Origin of the sequence: Pseudomonas sp. OA65, from assembly GCF_017498305.1 — a bacterium.
GTDB lineage: Bacteria > Pseudomonadota > Gammaproteobacteria > Pseudomonadales > Pseudomonadaceae > Aquipseudomonas > Aquipseudomonas zanjanensis.
Genome location: NZ_JAGDEZ010000013.1, coordinates 142,066 through 160,001, shown reverse-complemented (window position 1 = coordinate 160,001; position 17,936 = coordinate 142,066). Strand labels below are relative to the sequence as shown.

Annotated in this window: 17 protein-coding genes; 10 read left to right on the top strand and 7 right to left on the bottom strand. The window is 59.8% G+C overall.

All coding sequences use genetic code 11. The annotated features are described in order from the left end of the window. A partial coding sequence (locus J3361_RS14150; protein WP_057450451.1) for a carbon starvation CstA family protein occupies positions 1-280 on the bottom strand: 280 nt, incomplete at its 3' end. Positions 281-595: 315 nt separating this feature from the next. On the opposite strand from J3361_RS14150, the gene J3361_RS14145 reads away from it, so the two are divergent. From J3361_RS14145 to J3361_RS14125, 5 genes are all read left to right on the top strand, one after another. After that, complete coding sequence (locus J3361_RS14145) at positions 596-1,957, top strand: cache domain-containing protein (RefSeq protein WP_207965106.1); 1,362 nt, start codon at positions 596-598, stop codon at positions 1,955-1,957. Between the two features lie 29 nt (positions 1,958-1,986). Next, positions 1,987-2,619 carry a response regulator transcription factor gene (locus tag J3361_RS14140; RefSeq protein WP_207965115.1) on the top strand — a complete coding sequence of 211 codons (633 nt, stop codon included), beginning with the start codon at positions 1,987-1,989 and terminating at the stop codon, positions 2,617-2,619. Positions 2,620-2,674: 55 nt separating this feature from the next. Continuing rightward, on the top strand, positions 2,675-3,466 hold the full coding sequence (locus tag J3361_RS14135) for a transporter substrate-binding domain-containing protein (protein ID WP_207965105.1): 792 nt from the start codon (positions 2,675-2,677) through the stop codon (positions 3,464-3,466). A 96-nt stretch (positions 3,467-3,562) separates the two neighbouring features. Then, a complete protein-coding gene (locus tag J3361_RS14130) occupies positions 3,563-5,440 on the top strand; it encodes a DUF294 nucleotidyltransferase-like domain-containing protein (RefSeq protein ID WP_207965104.1) in 1,878 nt (625 codons plus the stop codon). Further along, the gene (locus tag J3361_RS14125; protein WP_207965103.1) at positions 5,437-6,156 is read left to right on the top strand and encodes a 3'-5' exonuclease; all 720 of its coding nucleotides are present in this window, start codon (positions 5,437-5,439) and stop codon (positions 6,154-6,156) included. The genes J3361_RS14130 and J3361_RS14125 overlap by 4 nt, the downstream gene beginning before the upstream one ends. Positions 6,157-6,197: 41 nt before the next feature. Here the strand turns inward: J3361_RS14125 and J3361_RS14120 are convergent, their stop codons facing one another. From J3361_RS14120 to J3361_RS14105, 4 genes are all read right to left on the bottom strand, one after another. Beyond that, positions 6,198-7,868 (bottom strand): BCCT family transporter, encoded by a 1,671-nt coding sequence (locus tag J3361_RS14120; RefSeq protein WP_207965102.1) that lies wholly within the window; start codon positions 7,866-7,868, stop codon positions 6,198-6,200. Between the two features lie 283 nt (positions 7,869-8,151). Next, positions 8,152-9,171, bottom strand: a complete 1,020-nt coding sequence (locus tag J3361_RS14115; RefSeq protein ID WP_207965101.1) for a TRAP transporter substrate-binding protein — start codon at positions 9,169-9,171, stop codon at positions 8,152-8,154. Positions 9,172-9,222: 51 nt separating this feature from the next. Then, complete coding sequence (locus tag J3361_RS14110) at positions 9,223-10,503, bottom strand: TRAP transporter large permease subunit (protein ID WP_207965100.1); 1,281 nt, start codon at positions 10,501-10,503, stop codon at positions 9,223-9,225. Beyond that, positions 10,500-11,060: a TRAP transporter small permease gene (locus J3361_RS14105; RefSeq protein WP_207965099.1), complete on the bottom strand. Its 561-nt coding sequence runs from the start codon at positions 11,058-11,060 to the stop codon at positions 10,500-10,502. The genes J3361_RS14110 and J3361_RS14105 overlap by 4 nt, the downstream gene beginning before the upstream one ends. 519 nt (positions 11,061-11,579) lie before the next feature. Here J3361_RS14105 and J3361_RS14100 point away from each other — a divergent pair. Beyond that, complete coding sequence (locus J3361_RS14100) at positions 11,580-12,023, top strand: phage infection protein (protein WP_207965098.1); 444 nt, start codon at positions 11,580-11,582, stop codon at positions 12,021-12,023. A 231-nt stretch (positions 12,024-12,254) separates the two neighbouring features. Here the strand turns inward: J3361_RS14100 and hpaR are convergent, their stop codons facing one another. After that, the gene (gene hpaR / locus J3361_RS14095; protein WP_207965097.1) at positions 12,255-12,677 is read right to left on the bottom strand and encodes a homoprotocatechuate degradation operon regulator HpaR; all 423 of its coding nucleotides are present in this window, start codon (positions 12,675-12,677) and stop codon (positions 12,255-12,257) included. 198 nt (positions 12,678-12,875) lie between these two features. Next, positions 12,876-13,781, bottom strand: a complete 906-nt coding sequence (gene hpaA / locus J3361_RS14090; protein WP_207965096.1) for a 4-hydroxyphenylacetate catabolism regulatory protein HpaA — start codon at positions 13,779-13,781, stop codon at positions 12,876-12,878. Between the two features lie 183 nt (positions 13,782-13,964). On the opposite strand from hpaA, the gene J3361_RS14085 reads away from it, so the two are divergent. From J3361_RS14085 to hpaD, 4 genes are all read left to right on the top strand, one after another. Beyond that, positions 13,965-14,642, top strand: coding sequence for a fumarylacetoacetate hydrolase family protein (locus J3361_RS14085; protein ID WP_207965095.1), 678 nt, complete (start codon positions 13,965-13,967; stop codon positions 14,640-14,642). After that, complete coding sequence (locus J3361_RS14080) at positions 14,639-15,409, top strand: fumarylacetoacetate hydrolase family protein (protein ID WP_207965094.1); 771 nt, start codon at positions 14,639-14,641, stop codon at positions 15,407-15,409. Before J3361_RS14085 ends, J3361_RS14080 begins: the two co-directional genes overlap by 4 nt. A gap of 5 nt (positions 15,410-15,414) precedes the next feature. Beyond that, complete coding sequence (gene hpaE, locus J3361_RS14075) at positions 15,415-16,875, top strand: 5-carboxymethyl-2-hydroxymuconate semialdehyde dehydrogenase (RefSeq protein WP_207965093.1); 1,461 nt, start codon at positions 15,415-15,417, stop codon at positions 16,873-16,875. 177 nt (positions 16,876-17,052) lie between these two features. Continuing rightward, positions 17,053-17,910 carry a 3,4-dihydroxyphenylacetate 2,3-dioxygenase gene (gene hpaD / locus J3361_RS14070; RefSeq protein WP_207965092.1) on the top strand — a complete coding sequence of 286 codons (858 nt, stop codon included), beginning with the start codon at positions 17,053-17,055 and terminating at the stop codon, positions 17,908-17,910. The last annotated feature ends 26 nt before the right edge of the window (positions 17,911-17,936 follow it).

Below are 17,936 nucleotides of genomic sequence, written 5' to 3'. Positions count from 1 at the left end.
AGTGGTGGCCGAAGAGAATGTGTTTGTTGGTCGGGACGTAGTCCAGGCCATCGTTGTTGAGCACGGCAGGCGTGGCCCGGCGCGCGTCGAGTTGCATCACGTTGTTGGCGATGAAGAGGCTGTAGTAGCGGTAGGCGACCAGGTAGATGGCCACGGCGGCGACGACGATCCAGAGGGCGTTGATGGGTTCGCCGCGGCGCAAGGCCACGACACTCAACGCACAGGCTCCCAGAACAGCCACGGCAAACCAGGCGAGGTGTTTAACCAGACGGGTTGTCATTGCATGTCTCCTGCCGATATCCAGTGGATTGCGGCGATTGTTTTTATAGTGTGCCCCGGCTATTCGGAGCCGGCCCAATATCCCTGCAACGGGTCAATAAATAAATCCGTAGTACTACGTAGAACCCCCAATCCCTCCTGTGGGAGCAAGGCTTGCCCGCGATAGAGTCAATACGGTCTTTCATGAACCGCGGCGCCTGCTTCGCGAGCAAGCTTTGCTTCCACGGATCTTGATCCACAGGTTTTATGCCACATCAATGGGTTTGGCATATGATGCCGCCATTCGCCTCCCCGCCGAGCCCGGACAGGAGTACAGATGCTGCTCAAACACAAAATCGTCGCCCTCGGCATCTTGCCGCTGGTCCTGGCCATCGCGGTCATCTGCGCCCTGGTGATCTCGCTCAACCGCCAATTGGGCGATCAACAGGCGCAACTGATCGAAGACAGCATCCTGGCGAGCAAGCGCGCCGAGCTGAAGAACTATGTCGAGATGGCGCAGAGCCTGATCGCCCCCCTATATGACGACGGCCAGGGCGATGCGCGCGCGCAACAGCAAGTCCTGGAAGAACTGCGCAAGCTCAGCTTCGGCATCAACGGTTACTTTTTCGTGTACGACCGCCAGGGCCGCAGCCTCATGCATGCCCGCCAATCGGAATTGGTGGGGCAGTACCTTTGGGACATGAAAGACCCCAAGGGCCTGCCGGTGATCCAGGCGCTGATCAGAAGCGCCGAGTCCGGCGATGGTTTCCAGCGCTACGCTTGGAACAAGCCCTCCTCCGGCCAGGTGACCGACAAGTTGGCCTACGTCGTGAGGCTCGACAAATGGGGCTGGACGCTTGGCACCGGGATCTACCTGGAGGATGTCGAACGCGCTACCCAACAAGCCCGTGACGAAGTTGCCCATGGCATCCATACCACCATGCAAGCCATCGCTGCCATCGCGTTGGTGGCCGTCCTGCTGGTATTCGCCGGAGGCATGACCTTGAACGTCAGCGAACATCGCCTGGCGGACAAAAAGCTGCAGCGGCTGAACCAGCGCATCGTCAGCTTGCAGGAAGAAGAACGCTCACGGGTTTCCCGCGAGCTTCATGACGGCATCAGCCAATTGCTGGTGTCGATCAAATTCCAGTTCGAACTGGCCAGCCATGTATTGGAGAACGGTCAGGAAAACGGCCTGGGCATCCTGAAGACCGCCACCGACCGACTGGGCGACGCCATCGGCGAGATCCGTAGCATCTCCCACGACTTGCGCTCCTCCCTCCTTGACACCTTGGGCCTGCCCGCCGCCATCGGCCAGCTCGCCAGCGAATTCCAACAGCGCAGTGGGCTGGAAGTGTCCTACCGCAGCAACGAATTCGATTGCCGCTTGGAAAATGGCGCCCCCGTCTCGCTGTTTCGCATTGCCCAGGAGGCCCTGACCAATATCGAGCGCCATGCCGGGGCGAAAAGCGTCGGCATCACCCTGTTCGGCTCCAGCCAGTCCTTGCGCCTGACGGTGGTCGATGATGGGATGGGGTTCAACGTCCCGCAAGTGGAACGCGGCCATGCCGGTATCGGCCTGCGTAACATCCGCGAACGGGTCGAGCATTTCGGCGGACGCCTGGACGTGACGTCGGTGCCAGGCCGTAGCGAACTGGACATCCTGCTGCCCATGAACCTCTCGGTCACGGAAAGCTGATGCACCCACTCCAACAAGAGCAATTGCCGATGACCCTGCCTCCCGTGATTCGCGTCGCGCTGGTCGACGACCATTCCTTGGTCCGCGACGGCATCAGGGCCCTGCTCTCGGTGATGCCGCAACTGGACGTGGTGGGCGAAGCCGAGAACGGCGCACAGGCGATCGAGATGGTCGGTCGCTGCCAACCGGACCTGCTGCTGATGGACATCGGCCTCAAGGACAAGAACGGCCTTGAGCTGACCCGATTGCTGGGCAAGCAATATCCCAGCCTCAAGATCCTGATCCTGAGCATGTACGACAATCATGAGTACGTGAGCGAATCCGTACGCGCCGGCGCCAGCGGCTACGTGCTCAAGAACGCGCCATCGCGGGAAATCATCGCGGCCATCGAGGCCATCATCAGCGGCGGCACCTTCTACAGTGCTGAAATTGCCCAGCGGCTCGCCACCGACCCGCACAGCGACAACGAGCTGACGCCACGGGAGAGCCAAGTGCTGGCGAAAATGGTCCAGGGCCTGAACAACAAGGAAATGGCCCGCGAACTGGACATCAGCGTACGCACCGTCGAAACCCATCGCCTGAGCATCCGCCGCAAGCTGAACATCGACAAACCCGCGGCCCTGGTTAAGTACGCGATCGACCACGGGATCATTTCCCGCTAGGCCCTTGCTACACTTCCCGGTCTTGTTCCCTTCCCTTGCGAGACGTCCTATCCCTATGAAAACCATAACAAGCTCGATGACGTTCTGTGGCCTGTTGGCGCTCTCATGCAGCGCCCTGGCCGAGCCGACACCTTCGCTGCTGGATCAGGTCCTGCAACGCGGCGAACTGAAGGTGTGCACCAGCGGCGACTACAAGCCCTACACCTTTAAAACCCAAGCAGACGAATACGAAGGCATCGACATCGACATGGCGCGCTCATTGGCCGCCAGCCTCGGCGTCAAGGTGCAATGGGTGCAGACCACCTGGAAAACCCTGATGCCAGATATGGTTGCGGGCAAATGCGACATCGGCATGGGCGGGATTTCAGTCACGCTGGAGCGTCAGAAGAAGGCCTATTTCAGCACCACCCTCGACGTGGATGGCAAGATCCCGCTGGTGCGTTGCGAAGACAAGGAGCGCTACCAGACCCTCGAGCAGATGAACCAGCCTTCGGTGCGTCTTGTCGAGCCGGCGGGCGGCACCAACGAAGCCTTCGTCCGCGCGTTCCTGCCCAACGGACAGCTCGCCTTCCACGACAATGTGACCATCTTCCAGCAACTGCTGGACAAGAAAGCCGACGTGATGATCACCGACGCGTCCGAAGCGCTCTACCAGCAAAAACTCAAGCCCGGCCTGTGCGCCGTCAACCCGACCCGCTATCTGCAATATGGCGAGAAGGCCTACCTGCTGCCACGGGATGACAACACCTGGAAGATGTACGTCGATCAGTGGTTGCACCTGAGCAAGGCCAATGGCAGCTACCAGAAGGTGATCGGCCAATGGCTGGCAGTGCCTGAAGGCCAGTAACGAAACGGTGGCCGCGCATACTCGCCAGCAGCGGATTTGTGCGCGGCGCCAGGGTCTGGCATGTTGATCCTCTGAAGCGAACAGCCCCGAGGCTCCATGCAAATCGAACTCTTGGAAATCAGCGAGCATCTGCATCGCTTTCCCCCATTCGATGACCTGCCCCAAGCAACGCTGGAAGACATTGCCCGGCGTGTCGAGGTCGCCTATTTCAAGGCCGGCAGCTCTATCCTCGAAGAGGGCGCTCCCATACATGACCTGCACTACGTGCGCAGCGGCGCAGTCGAAGTCTATCGGCGTGGCGGTGAGTTGTATGACCGTCTGGTGGAAGGCGATATTTTCGGCCAGGCCGGCCTGCTACGCAGCAACAAGGTGCGCTTTCCGGCCAAGGCCCTGGAAGACAGCCTGATTTATTTCATCCCGGCGGATGTCATCGCCCAATTGTGCAAGCGGCACGACAGCTTCGCCGACTTTGTCGAAGCCGAAGGTTACTCCAGGCTCAAATCGGCCGTTGAGGCCCAAGGGCGAGCGAGCGATCTGATCCAGCTTAAATCCCGTGCCTTGATTTCCCGGAAGCTGGTCTGGGTCACGCCACTGACCCGCGTCCAGGAAGCCGCCCAGCTGATGACCGAACAAAGCGTTTCCTGTGTCGTCGTCCTGGAGCGGGACGGAAACAATCCCGGGAAAATGCTCGGTATCGTGACCGACCGGGACCTGCGCACTCGCGTGGTGGCCGCCAATCGCAGCGGCGACACCACCATCGGCGAAGTGATGTCGAACGACCCGGTGTCCATCCAGGCCGACGACTCGCTGTTCGAGGCCATGTTGTGCATGCTTCGAAGCAACGTTCACCATCTTCCCGTGATGCACAAGGGCCGCACCCTGGGCCTGATCAATCTGTCGGACATTATCCGGCATGAGTCCCAGAGCAGCTTGTACCTGGTGAACAGCATCTCCAACCAGACCAGCGTCGAAGGTCTGCGATCATTGCTACGGGATCTACGCGGCACCTACATCCGCATGGTGCGCGACGGTGCCACCGCCCACATGATCGGCAGCGCCATTTCAGGCATTGGTCGCGCCTTCACCCAGCGCCTGCTCGAACTGGCGGAAAGGGCGTTGGGACCGCCGCCCATTCCCTACTGTTTCATGGTGCTGGGCTCGATGGCCCGGGACGAACAGTTGCTGGTGACCGACCAGGACAATGCCCTGGTGCTGGATGATCGTTTCGACCCGGCCCTGCACGATGAGTATTTCAGGAAGTTGGCCACGTTCGTCAGTGACGGGCTCGCCGCGTGCGGCTTTAGCTACTGCAAGGGCGGGATCATGGCGACCAACACCCAGTGGCGTCAGCCGTTGCGAGTCTGGCGCGATTATTTCACTCAGTGGATTGAGAAGCCGAACGCCGCCACCCTCCTCAACGCTTGTATTTTTTTCGATCTGGACGGGGTCTACGGTCGGTTGGAAATGGTCAACGAACTCAAAGCGCTTTGCGCTGAAAAATCAAAGGCCACGCCAGCCTTCCTGACGGCAATGGCGCGTAACGCACTGAACAGGACACCGCCCCTGGGGTTCTTCCGCACGTTTGTCATGGAAACCGATGGGGAGCAAAAACAGATCATCAACCTGAAGGGACGTGGCACAGCGCCCCTTACCGACCTGATCCGAATTCATGCGTTGGCTTGCGGGAGTAGCGCACAAAACTCGTTTGATCGACTCGAAGCCATCGGCACGACGAAATGGCTGCAACCGCAAGCCATTGATCATCTACGCTACGCGTTGGAGTTCCTGTCGATGGTGCGCATACGGCACCAGGTCCATTCGATCGAGCAGGGCCGGACGCCAGACAACTACATCGAGCCCGAGCGCTTTTCCACCATTGAGCGCCACAACCTCAAGGAAGCGTTCCAAGTGTTGAGCAATGCGCAAAAATTCTTGCGCTTCCGCTACCCCGGCCACGCACGGCCAACACGATGAGCGATGCACGGAACTCGAACAGGCAGGCAGCACCGGATTGGCCGGCGCGCTTTGAGCAACTGGCACAGCAAGCCAGACACCCGCTCTTGCAACGGTTCTACCAGGCCGGCGTGGCCGATGGACAGACGCCCCTTGAACAGGTGGAGCTACTGGCCTTGGACCTGGAAACCACCGGGTTGGATGCCCGTACCGACAGCATCGTCAGCATTGGCCTGATACCGTTGACGCTCAAGCGCATACGCTGCGGCGGAGCGCTGTACTGGATCATCAAACCCGCACGACTGACCCACGAATCGGTAGCGTTCCATCGCATCACCCACGCAGATGTTCGCCATGCCCCCCGCTTGCCGGACATCATGGAACAGCTGCTGGAAGCAATGACGGGGAAAATCATGGTGGTGCACTACCGGGCTATCGAACGTGATTTCCTGGATCAGGCGTTTCGTCACCACTGGGGAGAAGGTTTGCAATTTCCAGTCATTGACACCATGCAACTCGAGGCGCGGCAGGTCCGGGGCCATCGCACCTGGCTGGACCGACTGTTGCAACGCCCTCTTACATCCATCCGGCTGGCGGACAGCCGCCCGCGCTATCACCTACCGCCCTACCACGCCCATCAGGCCTTGACCGATGCCTTGGCCACAGCCGAGCTGCTGCAAGCGCAAGTAGCCACTCACTACAGCCCCGACGTTGCGATTGGAGAACTTTGGGACTAAGGCCGATGATGCCCCTTTCCATCATCGGCACTCGTCGAGCATCAGGATCGTGGTTCGGACAGCAATCCCTTGACCAGCGAAATGCAGCCCAGCAGCAGGACAATGGCGAAGGGCAATCCGGTGGACACTGCCATGGCCTGCAAGGCAACCAGCCCCCCTCCCAGCAACAGTGCGATGGCGATCACCCCTTCGATGACCGCCCAGAAGACCCGCTGCGGAACGGGTGCGTCAACCTTTCCTCCCGCCGTGATCGTATCGATCACCAGCGAGCCGGAGTCCGAGGAGGTGGTGAAGAACACGATCACCAGCACAATGCCCAGCAGGGACGAAATTTCCTTGAGGGGCAGCCCTTCAAGCATGACGAACAACTTGAGTTCCAGCACGGCATCCGTCACGCCGCTGAGCCCCCCCAGGGTGGCCTGATCAATGGCCGTCCCGCCAAAGGTCGTCATCCACAGTACCGACACCAAAGAAGGCACCAACAATACCGAGATCAGGAACTCACGAACGGTACGGCCACGACTGACCCTCGCGATGAACATGCCTACGAACGGCGACCAACTGATCCACCAGGCCCAGTAGAACGCAGTCCAGCCTTGGGTAAACTCGGTGTCCGTGCGCCCGAAAGGATTGGACAATGCCGGCAGATATTCAACGTAGGTCACCACATTCTTGAAGAACCCGGTGAGGATGGCCAGGGTTGGCCCCACGACGATGATGAACAGGAGCAACAGGAGCGCCAGGCCCATGTTGATTTCGGACAGCAGCTTGACCCCCTTTTCCAGCCCGGCAAGTACCGACCACAGCGCAATCAGGGTGATGCCGATGATCAACAGCACCTTGCTGACGTTGGTGGAGCGGATGCCGAACAGGTGCTCGATCCCCGCAGCGGCCTGCTCGGCACCGATACCCAGCGATGTCGCCAGCCCAAACAGCGTGGCAAAGACTGCCAGGATATCGATGATATGGCCTGGCCAGCCCCAGACACGCTCCCCCAGCAGCGGGTAGAAAATCGAGCGTATCGACAGCGGCAAGCCTTTGTTGAAGGAAAACAGCGCCAGGGACAACGCAACGATGGCGTAAATAGCCCAGGGGTGAAGACCCCAATGGAAGATCGTCGCAGCCATCGCCAGGTCCGCGGCGCCTTTCATGTCACCTTTTGCACCCTCAAGGGGTGCCCAATCCGTACGCACGCCACTGGCATCGACCGTAACTCCGCCCATTGCGGCGGCGTAATGTGACATCGGCTCCGCAACCCCATAGAACATCAACCCGATGCCCATCCCGGCGGCGAACAACATCGAGAACCACCCCAGGTACGTATGATCCGGCGTGGCATCACGACCACCCAATCGGACCTTGCCCAGAGGTGAAACAATCAGCGCCAGGCACAGCAATACGAAGATATTGCCTGCGCTCATGAAGAACCAGGCCAAGTGCCGGGTCAACCAACTGCGCATTGCGCTGAAAAGCGGCTCGACTTCGTTTTGCAGGGCTAATGTTATGACGACGAACAGCAAAACGGTGGCGGCAGAGATAAGGAAGACTTTGCCATGGATATCCAGAGAGAACGAAAACTCACCACTGATATTGTCCTGTCCTATGACATAGTCGGTTTCAATGAGATTTGCCTCGCCGCTGGGGGCTGGTATGCCCTCCGTGCCGGGCGTCTGGGGTTTTCCTGATAGATCGTCTCCAGGATTTTTACCCACGTGAACCTCCTTTGATGTACGGCACACGAATGCGTGCCATGGCCTGATTAGTCCCGCCGCTCCAAAAATGAAAACGAGATGTGCGTGCCATAGCCTAGCAAGGCTGGAGGCATGACTAGGACATCGAGACCGGCCATGACTGTTCTACAAACGCCAAAACGCGCCTGGGGCAAGACGGATTTTATGGTTCATGCCTTGGAAAAACTCGGTCGCAGACGCAACGAAGGGCGCCGAGACACTGCTCCAACGCCCTTCATCCGTCCCTATAAGGTGTTATTTCAACTCACTGGGCAGCCCGCACCTTGGCAATCTCGTCATACATCGTTTTCACCAGATCGCCATCCAAGGATTTGGCGAATTTGTCGACGACCGGTTTCACCCGCTCACGCAAGCGATCTTTCTCGGCAGGGCTGATTTCATTGATGGTCATCACAGCGGCCAGCGTCGCCTTGGCCTTGTCCATGCTCGCCGCCGTGACTTCACGCTGGAATGTCTGCGCCTCGGCCGCGGCCGCGCGAATCAGCGCTTTTTCATCGTCGTTGAGGCGGTTCCAGGTTTTCTGGCTGATGATCAACGACTGCGGGTTGAAGATATGCCCGGTGATGGAAAGATACTTCTGCACCTCGTAGAACTTGTTGCCTTCAATCACCGTGAAAGGATTTTCCTGGCCGTCGATGGTGTGCTGCTCAAGGCCGGTGTAGACCTCGGGGAACGCCATCGGCACCGGGTTGGCGCCCAGGGCGGTAAAGGTTTCCAGGTAGATTGGCGACTGGATCACACGCAGTTTCAAGCCTTGCATGTCTTCCAGCTTGGTCACCGGGTGCTTGCTGTTGGTCAGGTTACGAAACCCCAGGTCCCAATAACCCAGCCCTACCAGCCCTTTACTGTCCAGTTGTGCCGCGAGTTTCTGCCCGACCGGCCCATCGATGACCGCATGGGCTTCCTCGACGTTGTTGAACAGGAACGGGAAATCGAGCATGGCGTAATCCGGGGCCTGGGCGGCCAGGATGCCGGAGTTGAGCACAGTGATGTCCAGTGTGCCGCCCTGTAACGCCGACACCGTTTGCACGTCACCGCCCAGCGTCCCGCCGGGGAACAGGCGGACCTTGATCTTGCCACCGCTTTTCTCGCTGAGCAGGTCGGCGAACTTTTGCGCGCCCTGGCCCTGGGGGTGTTCCTTGACGTTCTGGAAGGCGAATCGCAGGGTACGTTCGCGGATCTCGTCGGCATGGCTGGCCACGCTGCCCAACAGCAAGCCCGTCGCGCACGCCCCGGCCAGCAGGGTTTTCATCAGTTTTCCCATGTCACTCTCCGATCGTTATTGTTTTTAAGGTCGAGCTAGCCAACACCGGGGTTAGCCGGTGAAGAATTTCAACGGTCCCAGGACCAATTGCGGGAACAGGACCAACAGGAGCAGCACCGCAAGTTGCGCAAGCAGGAACGGCCACACCCCACGAACGATTTCTTCGATATTGAGTTTGGAAACGCCGCTCACCACATTGAGCACAGTGCCCACAGGTGGGGTTATCAGGCCGATGGCCGTGTTGATCAGGAACAACACGCCAAAGTAGACCGGGTCGATGCCCGCCTGGGTGATCGCCGGCATAAGCACCGGTGTGAGGATGAGGATGCTTGGCGTCATGTCCATGACCGTACCAACCAGGATGATCATCAGCATGATCACCACCAACAGCAAGGTCGGGCTATTCATGAACGGCTCAAGCACCGCCGCCAATTGGCCCGGCAAGTCGGCAATGGTCACCAGCCAGGAAGAAACCATGGCGGCGGCGACCAGCAGCATCACCACCGAGGTGGTCTTGGCCGAAGACAGGATTACCCCATACAACTGGCTGACTTTCATTTCCCGGTAAATCACCAGGGAGACGAATAGCGAATAGACCGCCGCCACCACTGCCGCTTCCGTCGGGGTGAAAATGCCGAATTTGAGGCCAAAAATAATGATGATCGGCAAGCCCATGGCCCAGCTGCCCTCCACCAAGGCCCGCAGGACCTCGGCGCGGGATTGCTTGGGTGGCGTCTCGACATTCTCGCTACGGGAGACGAACCACCAAGCAATGGCGAGCGCCACCCCGAGCATGATTCCCGGCACGATGCCGGCCAGGAACAACTTGGAAATCGACACCCCGGACGCCACGCCAAAGACAATGAAGCCAATGCTCGGCGGAATGATCGGCGCGATAATGCCGCCGGCAGCAATCAAACCCGCCGAGCGGGCCCGATTGTGCCCGGCCAACACCATCATCGGCACCAGCAACGCCGCCAGGGCCGCCGCATCGGCCACCGCCGAACCGGACAGCGACGCCAGCAGGCAGGAGGCGATGATCGCCACGTAGCCCAGACCGCCACGCTTGTGCCCCACCAGCGCCATGGCAATGTTGACGATGCGTTTGGACAGCCCGCCGACGTTCATGATTTCGCCGGCCAGCATGAAAAACGGCACGGCCATCAGCGGAAAACTGTCAGCACCGTTGAGCAAGTTCTGGGCAATGATTTGCGCGTCGAACAGATCCAGGTAAGCCATCAACGCCACGCTGACCACCAGCAAGGCAAACGCGATAGGGATGCCTAATGCCATGCTGCCGATCAGGGACCCGAGAAAAATAACCAGTGTCATGGGCGGGTACTCTTGATGGAGTCAGGGGCGGCGGCGTCATGGGGAATCAGCTCTGCGTTGTTGTCCTTGACTATCACCCACTCGTCATCTCCCAGTTTGCCGAACAGCGCCAGGTAGAGTTCGTAGAGCAGGATCGCTGCAGCACTGGCGCCGAACACCAGGCCGGCACTGTAGAACAGCGCCATGGACAAGCCAGACGCCGGAGCGACGACATTCAGGTTGATCGCGGCCTGTTGCCAACTGCCACTGAAAATCAGCCAGCAGATGTACAACATCAAAAGATGACTGATGACCAGGCAGATACGCTTGCCTGTCGGCGGCAGGCGCTTGACCAGGCTATCCATGCCCAGGTGGGCGCGGTCCTTGAGCGCCACCAGGGCGCCGAGAAAAATCATCCAGACGAAGAACCAGCGCGACAGCTCCTCCGACACACTGATGCCCGAGTTGAACGCATAGCGCAGCACCACATTGCCGAACACCAGCACGATCATCGCGACCATGCACAACACGATCAGCAACTTCAGCAGCTTGAAATACAGATCCACGATTTTTGTCATCTTGAAGAACTCCGAGGCTTGTCGAGCGCCGATATCCCACTGGCGCGATCAGACCGCAACAGCGTGGATCGTCAGCGAATCAAACCTGGAAGGCTGGACGGTGCACTTGAGAGATGGATCAAGGAGACGGCGTGGAGCGCTCGCAGACGGACTGCCATGGGGTGTTCCTCTATTTTTATTATGGTCTCGGTCACGTAGGACAAGACAGGTGTCGCTAAAATGTACCACCCGGTTAGTTTGGTCAATAACCCACACCGGGATACACCGCAAAGCGTGCGATTATCGACCAGACAATTTGGCTTCTTTATCTCGTTGAGCACTCAGCAGCGCCCCGCCTCTCCCCATGCTTCAACAGGATTTTGTATCGCTCTGTATATGAAGCACGGCTTGATACGAAACGGCTGATTTCGCCCCCGCCACCCACACATCGTCGATACATCTGCGCGTTTAACTGTGATCACCGGACAGCAACACCTTCGCTGCCACGGACCTACTCAATCAAACGCAAGGAGAATCATCATGTTCAACTTCTCGAAACTGTCGTCCTTGGCAATCGTCCTGGCACTGGCTGGCGGTGTCGGCCTGGCGAACGCCGCCTCGGCAAAAAACACCCCGGCCCAGGCTGCGCATCAACTGGCTGAAGGTGGTTCCGATCGTTTGATCCAGAATCGCGTGGCTGAGGGTGGTTCCGATCGCTTGAGCCAGAATCGTGTGGCTGAGGGTGGCTCCGATCGCTTGAGCCAGAATCGCGTGGCCGAGGGTGGTTCCGATCGTCTGATCCAGAATCGCGTGGCTGAGGGTGGCTCCGATCGCTTGAGCCAGAATCGGGTGGCTGAGGGTGGTTCCGATCGCTTGAGTCAGAATCGTGTGGCCGAGGGTGGCTCCGATCGCTTGAGTCAGAATCGTGTGGCTGAGGGTGGGGCTGATCGGTTGCAGGAGCTGCGTGAACGCAGCCCGGTGTGAAGCGCTTCTGTGGCGAGGGAGCTTGCTCCCGCTGGGCTGCGCAGCAGCCCCCTGCCCCCTCCCACTCTTTCAGGCATCGCTCGCGAGCTTTGCGACTGCTTCGCAGTCGAGCGGGAGCAAGCGCCCTCGCCACAAGAGCTCAAAGATCAAAGATCAAAGATCAAGCCTCACTGACCCAAAACTCAAGGCTCAAGGCTCAAGGCTCATGGCTCAAGGCTCAAGGCTCAAGGCTCAAGGCTTGATGTTCTTCAACTCACCGAGCAGCGCAAGCAGTTGCTGCATCTTTTCCTCGCCGAACTGTTCTTCGATCCGCCGGTAGTTGCTTTCCATGCCCTCGCTCATGGACACGAAACATTGCTGGCCACGCTCGGTCAGGCCCACGAAGACCCGACGCTGGTCCTGGCTGGATTTCTGCCGACGCACCAACCCGTCACGCTCCAGACGACTGAGCACACCGGTCATGCTCGGTTTGAGAATGCAGGCCTGGTGGGCGAGCTGGTGGCTTTCCAACTCACCTTGCTGGTAGAGGATGCGGATCACCCGCCACTGCTGTTCCGTGAGGTCATGCTGGTTCAGCGCCGGACGGAAAAAAGCCATCGCCGCTTCGCGGGCTTGCAACAGGGTCAGGGTCAAAGAAGGTCTGGGGTTGGCCATGTTCGAACTGTGTGAATGGGCGAGTCGGCAGCTTAGTGTCGCCATCACAGCGCTGCAAGAGTAACGGTGGCGAGGAAATTTCTGTGGGAGCAAAGCTTGCTCGCGAATATAGGCGATGCGGTCTTTCAGAAATCGAGGCGCCTGCATCGCGAGCAAGCTTTGCTCCCACAGCAGTAAAAATAAATCCCCTCCCCACAATCAGCGCAACCCCGATTGCCGCTGGCGATACTCCCCGGGCGTGAGTTGGGCGTGACGCTGGAAAAAACGGCTGAAATACGCCGGATCCTTGAAGCCGAGCTGGTAGCAGATTTCATTGGCCGAGCTGCCAGTGAACAACAGCAATCGCTTGGCCTCCTGCATCAGCCGCTCCATGATCAAGCGCTTGGAGGGCAAATCGGCAATACGGCGACACACGTCGTTTAGGCGCGCCTCGGTCACGCCGATGCCTTCGGCGTAGCGCGACAGCGGCCAATGCTGCAGGTAGTGGGCCTCGATCAGTTCGTTGAAGCGGTGGAAGATCTTCAGGTCTTCATGCCGCGCAGGCCTGGCTTCCAGGGAGTTGGAACACAAGCGCAGCAAGCTGATCATGATCAGCCGCGTCAACGCGTCGAGCGCCGCGCTGCGCCCCGGATGTCCTGCCACCACTTCCTCGCTCAGTTCCTCAAACAGATATTCCAGCCTCCGCGCCTCCCCCGCCTGCCCGGGCCCCAATTGCGCCAAGGCCACGCAGGCTGCCGGCATTTGCACGCCAGCCGGCGCCAGGCTCGGGTCGGCATCGATCAACTGCCACACCAATTGCTGGCGCACGGTCAGCACATGCCCGTCGCTGTCGGCCTCGGTCACGAAGGCATGGGGAATGGTCGGCGGGGTCAGGAAGAACATCGGCCCGGATTCAACGTACTGCTGGTCATCGAGGTACACCCGCACGGTACCGCTCTTGACGTAGTGCACCTGGAAGAACCGGTCGTGGCGATGCACCGGCATGTTGCGGCCGAAAAAACCCGCCAGGTTGGCGAGCCGGTCGTAATGCACCTCAGCATCGCTGTAGCGCTGGTCATACACCTGACCAATGTTGATGTTCGGGATCGGCTGGCGGTCGGTCATCACAGTGCTCGTTTTTATTCTGATTCAGGTACCTGCCGCCCTCATCCTGCACCGAATCCGGCAAGGCAACCAGTGCCGGTCATTCTGTCACGCTTGACGATAGTTAACATCTTAATTATAACTGTTAACACATTAACAATAACTGCAGAGCCCGCATCACTCTGCGATCGCCAGGAGACAAGCATGAGCCGTGCCTTGCATGACGTCGCGACCGGCACCCTGTTCGGGGTCGCGCTGAACTACCAGGGGCTGCTGAAACAGCGCCTCGCCGAGTTCGAGGAATCGCCCTATCAGAAGCCGCCGCTCAAGCCCGTGCTGTTCATCAAGACGCCCAACACCCGCAACCAGCATGACGCCGAGGTGGTTCACCCAGGTGGCGGCGAAACGCTGCAACCAGGGCCGGCCCTTGGCGTGGTGATGGGCAAATCGGCCAGCCGCGTCAGCGCCGCCGAGGCCCTGGACTACGTGGCCGGTTACACCGTCGTCAACGAATTCAGCCTCCCGGAAGACAGCTATTACCGCCCCGCCGTCAAAGCCAAATGCCGGGACGGTTTCTGCGCCATTGGTCCGGAACTGGTGCCGAGCGCCCAGGTGGCCGACCCCCACAGCCTGGCGATCACGCTGTACGTCAACGGCGAGGTGCGCCAGCAAAACAGCACGGCCAACTTCGTGCGCAACATTCCCCAATTGATTGCCGAGATCAGCGAGTTCATGACCTTGCATGCCGGCGACGTGCTGATCACCGGCACGCCTGAGGGTCGGGTCGATGTGCTGCCCGGCGATCGCGTCGAAGTGGCCATCAGCGGCCTGGGTCGACTGGTCAACACCATCGTGGCCGAGGAAACAGGAGCAGGTTCATGAAACACGCGCGCATTCGTTTTGCAGGCCAGGATCATGCCGTCACGGTCGAAGCCCACAACGCCGTACGCCTGGCCGACGGTCGCCTGCTGACCGAGGATCAGGTCCAATGGCTGCCACCGGCCACCGGCAGCATGTTCGCCCTGGGCCTGAACTACGCCGATCACGCCGCCGAACTGGCGTTCAAGCCGCCGACCGAACCCCTGGCATTTATCAAGTCACCGGGCACCTACACCGGCCACAACCAGACAACCTGGCGTCCCGACAATGTCGCCTACATGCATTACGAGTGCGAGCTGGTGGCGGTCATCGGCAAAGCCGCGCGCAACGTCAAGCGCGAGGATGCGCTGGGCTACCTGGCCGGCTATACCGTGTGCAACGACTACGCGATCCGCGATTACCTGGAAAACTACTACCGCCCCAACCTGCGGGTGAAGAACCGTGACGCCACCACGCCCGTCGGCCCCTGGATCGTCGATGTGGCCGATGTGCCGGACCCGAGCAACCTGAAACTGCGCACCTGGATCAACGGCGAGTTGCGCCAGGAAGGCAGCACCCAGGACATGATTTTCGACATCCCCTACCTGATCGAATACCTGTCCAGCTTCATGACCCTGCAGCCCGGCGACATGATCGCCACCGGCACGCCGGAAGGCCTGGCGGATGTGGTGCCCGGTGACGAAGTGGTGGTGGAAGTGGAAGGCGTCGGTCGCCTGGTCAATCGAATTGTCAACGAAGCCGAGTTCTTCGCATCCCGTAAAGAGGCTTGAGCAGCATGATCAAACATTGGATCAATGGCCGTGAGGTCGAAAGCAAAGACGTCTTCGTCAACTACAACCCGGCCACTGGCGAGGCTATCGGCGAAGTCGCCAGCGGTGGTGCCGAGGAAGTCGCCCAAGCGGTCGCAGCCGCCAAGGAAGCGTTTCCGAAATGGGCCAACACCCCGGCCAAGGAACGCGCCCGGCTGATGCGCAAGCTCGGTGAACTGATCGAGCAGAACGTGCCGAAGCTGGCCGAACTGGAGACCCTCGACACCGGTTTGCCGATCCACCAGACCAAGAACGTGCTGATCCCGCGCGCCTCCCACAACTTCGATTTCTTTGCCGAAGTCTGCACACGGATGGACGGTCACACGTATCCGGTTGACGATCAGATGCTCAACTACACCCTCTACCAACCGGTGGGTGTCTGCGCGCTGGTATCGCCCTGGAACGTACCGTTCATGACCGCGACCTGGAAGACCGCGCCGTGCCTGGCGCTGGGCAACACAGCCGTACTGAAGATGTCCGAGCTGTCGCCGCTGACCGCCAACGAGCTGGGTCGCCTGGCGGTCGAGGCCGGCATTCCCAACGGCGTGTTGAACGTGATCCAGGGTTATGGCGCGACCGCCGGCGATGCGCTGGTGCGCCACCCCGATGTGCGGGCGATCTCCTTTACCGGCGGCACCGCCACCGGCAAGAAAATCATGCAGACCGCCGGGTTGAAAAAGTATTCGATGGAACTGGGCGGCAAATCACCGGTGCTGATTTTCGAAGACGCCGACCTCGAACGGGCCCTTGACGCCGCGTTGTTCACGATTTTTTCCCTCAATGGCGAACGTTGCACGGCCGGCAGCCGGATCTTCATCCAGGAAAGCGTCTACCCGCAGTTCGTCGCCGAGTTCGCCGCCCGTGCCAAACGCTTGATCGTCGGTGATCCGCAAGACCCGAAGACCCAGGTCGGCTCGATGATCACCCAGGCCCACTACGACAAGGTCACCGGCTACATCAAGATCGGCCTCGAAGAAGGCGCCACGCTCTTGGCCGGCGGCCTGGATCGCCCGGCCAACCTGCCGGCCCACTTGAGCCGCGGCCAATTCATCCAGCCGACGGTGTTCGCCGACGTCAACAACAAGATGCGCATCGCCCAGGAAGAAATCTTCGGCCCGGTGGTGTGCCTGATCCCATTCAAGGACGAAGCCGAAGCCTTGCAACTGGCCAACGACACCGAATACGGCCTGGCCTCGTACATCTGGACCCAGGACATCGGCAAGGCCCATCGCCTGGCCCACGGCATCGAGGCCGGCATGGTGTTCATCAACAGCCAGAACGTCCGCGACCTGCGCCAGCCTTTCGGCGGCGTAAAGGGTTCCGGAACCGGCCGCGAAGGCGGACAGTACAGCTTTGAAGTGTTTGCCGAGATCAAGAACGTTTGCATCTCCATGGGGAGTCATCACATACCGCGGTGGGGGGTATGACCCAGAGAATCTGGTGATAAACCCAGTGGCGAGGGGATTTATCCCTGTTCCTGTGGGAGCAAGGCTTGCCCGCGATGAAGGCGATGCGGTCTTTCAGAAATCGAGTCGCCTGCATCGCGAGCAAGCTTTGCTCCCACAACAAAGATTCAACAAGAACAATTTTTCAGGAGAATCATCATGGGCGAAGTCGTCCTGGCTGCGAAAATCTGCCACGTTCCCTCGATGTACCTGTCGGAGCTGCCCGGCAAGCATCACGGTTGCCGCGCCGCCGCGATTGCCGGCCACAAGGAAATCGGTCGTCGCGCCCGTGAGCTGGGCGCCGATACCGCCGTGGTGTTCGACGTGCACTGGCTGGTCAACAGCGCCTATCACGTCAACAGCGGCGAGCACTTCAAGGGCGTCTACACCAGCAACGAACTGCCGCACTTCATCAAGAACATGGAGTACGAATATTCGGGCGCCCCGGAGCTGGGCGAACTGATCGCCGCCGAGGCCAATGCCGTCGACGTGCGCACCCTGGCCCACAACATCCCCAGCCTGGAACTGGAATACGGCACGTTGGTGCCCATGCGCTACATGCACATGGATGTCCCGCAAGAGCAGAAATTCAACGTCGTGTCGATTGCCGCCTGGTGCGCCTGGCATCGCCTGCAAGACAGCTTCGCCTTCGGCGCCGCGGTGCGCCGGGCCATCGAGAAAAGCGATCGCAAGGTACTGGTGCTGGCGTCCGGTTCGCTGTCCCACCGTTTTTCCGATGACCGCAACGCCGAAGCCAACATCCACAACTGGACGCGGGAGTTCGACAAGCAGGTCGACCTGCACGTCGTCGAGATGTGGCGCCAAGGTCGCTGGAAAGAGTTCTGCGCCATGCTCCCGGACTACGCCGAACACTGCTTCGGCGAAGGCAAGATGCATGACACAGCGATGCTGCTGGGACTGCTCGGCGGGCCGGACTACGACAAGCCTGCCGAAATCATCACCGAGCCTTTCGGCAGCTCCGGCACCGGACAGATCAACGCCGTCTTCCCTGTTTGACACTGCGGTCGTACGGCATCCCCGTA

What these genes read in the sequence shown, in the direction of transcription:
- J3361_RS14105 (WP_207965099.1), bottom strand. Translation starts at nt 11,060, where the DNA reads ATGACAAAAATCGTGGATCTGTATTTCAAGCTGCTGAAGTTGCTGATC.
- J3361_RS14080 (WP_207965094.1), top strand. Translation starts at nt 14,639, where the DNA reads ATGAAACACGCGCGCATTCGTTTTGCAGGCCAGGATCATGCCGTCACG.
- J3361_RS14115 (WP_207965101.1), bottom strand. Translation starts at nt 9,171, where the DNA reads ATGGGAAAACTGATGAAAACCCTGCTGGCCGGGGCGTGCGCGACGGGC.
- J3361_RS14100 (WP_207965098.1), top strand. Translation starts at nt 11,580, where the DNA reads ATGTTCAACTTCTCGAAACTGTCGTCCTTGGCAATCGTCCTGGCACTG.
- J3361_RS14135 (WP_207965105.1), top strand. Translation starts at nt 2,675, where the DNA reads ATGAAAACCATAACAAGCTCGATGACGTTCTGTGGCCTGTTGGCGCTC.
- hpaA (WP_207965096.1), bottom strand. Translation starts at nt 13,781, where the DNA reads ATGACCGACCGCCAGCCGATCCCGAACATCAACATTGGTCAGGTGTAT.
- J3361_RS14110 (WP_207965100.1), bottom strand. Translation starts at nt 10,503, where the DNA reads ATGACACTGGTTATTTTTCTCGGGTCCCTGATCGGCAGCATGGCATTA.
- J3361_RS14085 (WP_207965095.1), top strand. Translation starts at nt 13,965, where the DNA reads ATGAGCCGTGCCTTGCATGACGTCGCGACCGGCACCCTGTTCGGGGTC.
- J3361_RS14145 (WP_207965106.1), top strand. Translation starts at nt 596, where the DNA reads ATGCTGCTCAAACACAAAATCGTCGCCCTCGGCATCTTGCCGCTGGTC.
- J3361_RS14130 (WP_207965104.1), top strand. Translation starts at nt 3,563, where the DNA reads ATGCAAATCGAACTCTTGGAAATCAGCGAGCATCTGCATCGCTTTCCC.
- J3361_RS14125 (WP_207965103.1), top strand. Translation starts at nt 5,437, where the DNA reads ATGAGCGATGCACGGAACTCGAACAGGCAGGCAGCACCGGATTGGCCG.
- hpaR (WP_207965097.1), bottom strand. Translation starts at nt 12,677, where the DNA reads ATGGCCAACCCCAGACCTTCTTTGACCCTGACCCTGTTGCAAGCCCGC.
- hpaD (WP_207965092.1), top strand. Translation starts at nt 17,053, where the DNA reads ATGGGCGAAGTCGTCCTGGCTGCGAAAATCTGCCACGTTCCCTCGATG.
- hpaE (WP_207965093.1), top strand. Translation starts at nt 15,415, where the DNA reads ATGATCAAACATTGGATCAATGGCCGTGAGGTCGAAAGCAAAGACGTC.
- J3361_RS14140 (WP_207965115.1), top strand. Translation starts at nt 1,987, where the DNA reads ATGACCCTGCCTCCCGTGATTCGCGTCGCGCTGGTCGACGACCATTCC.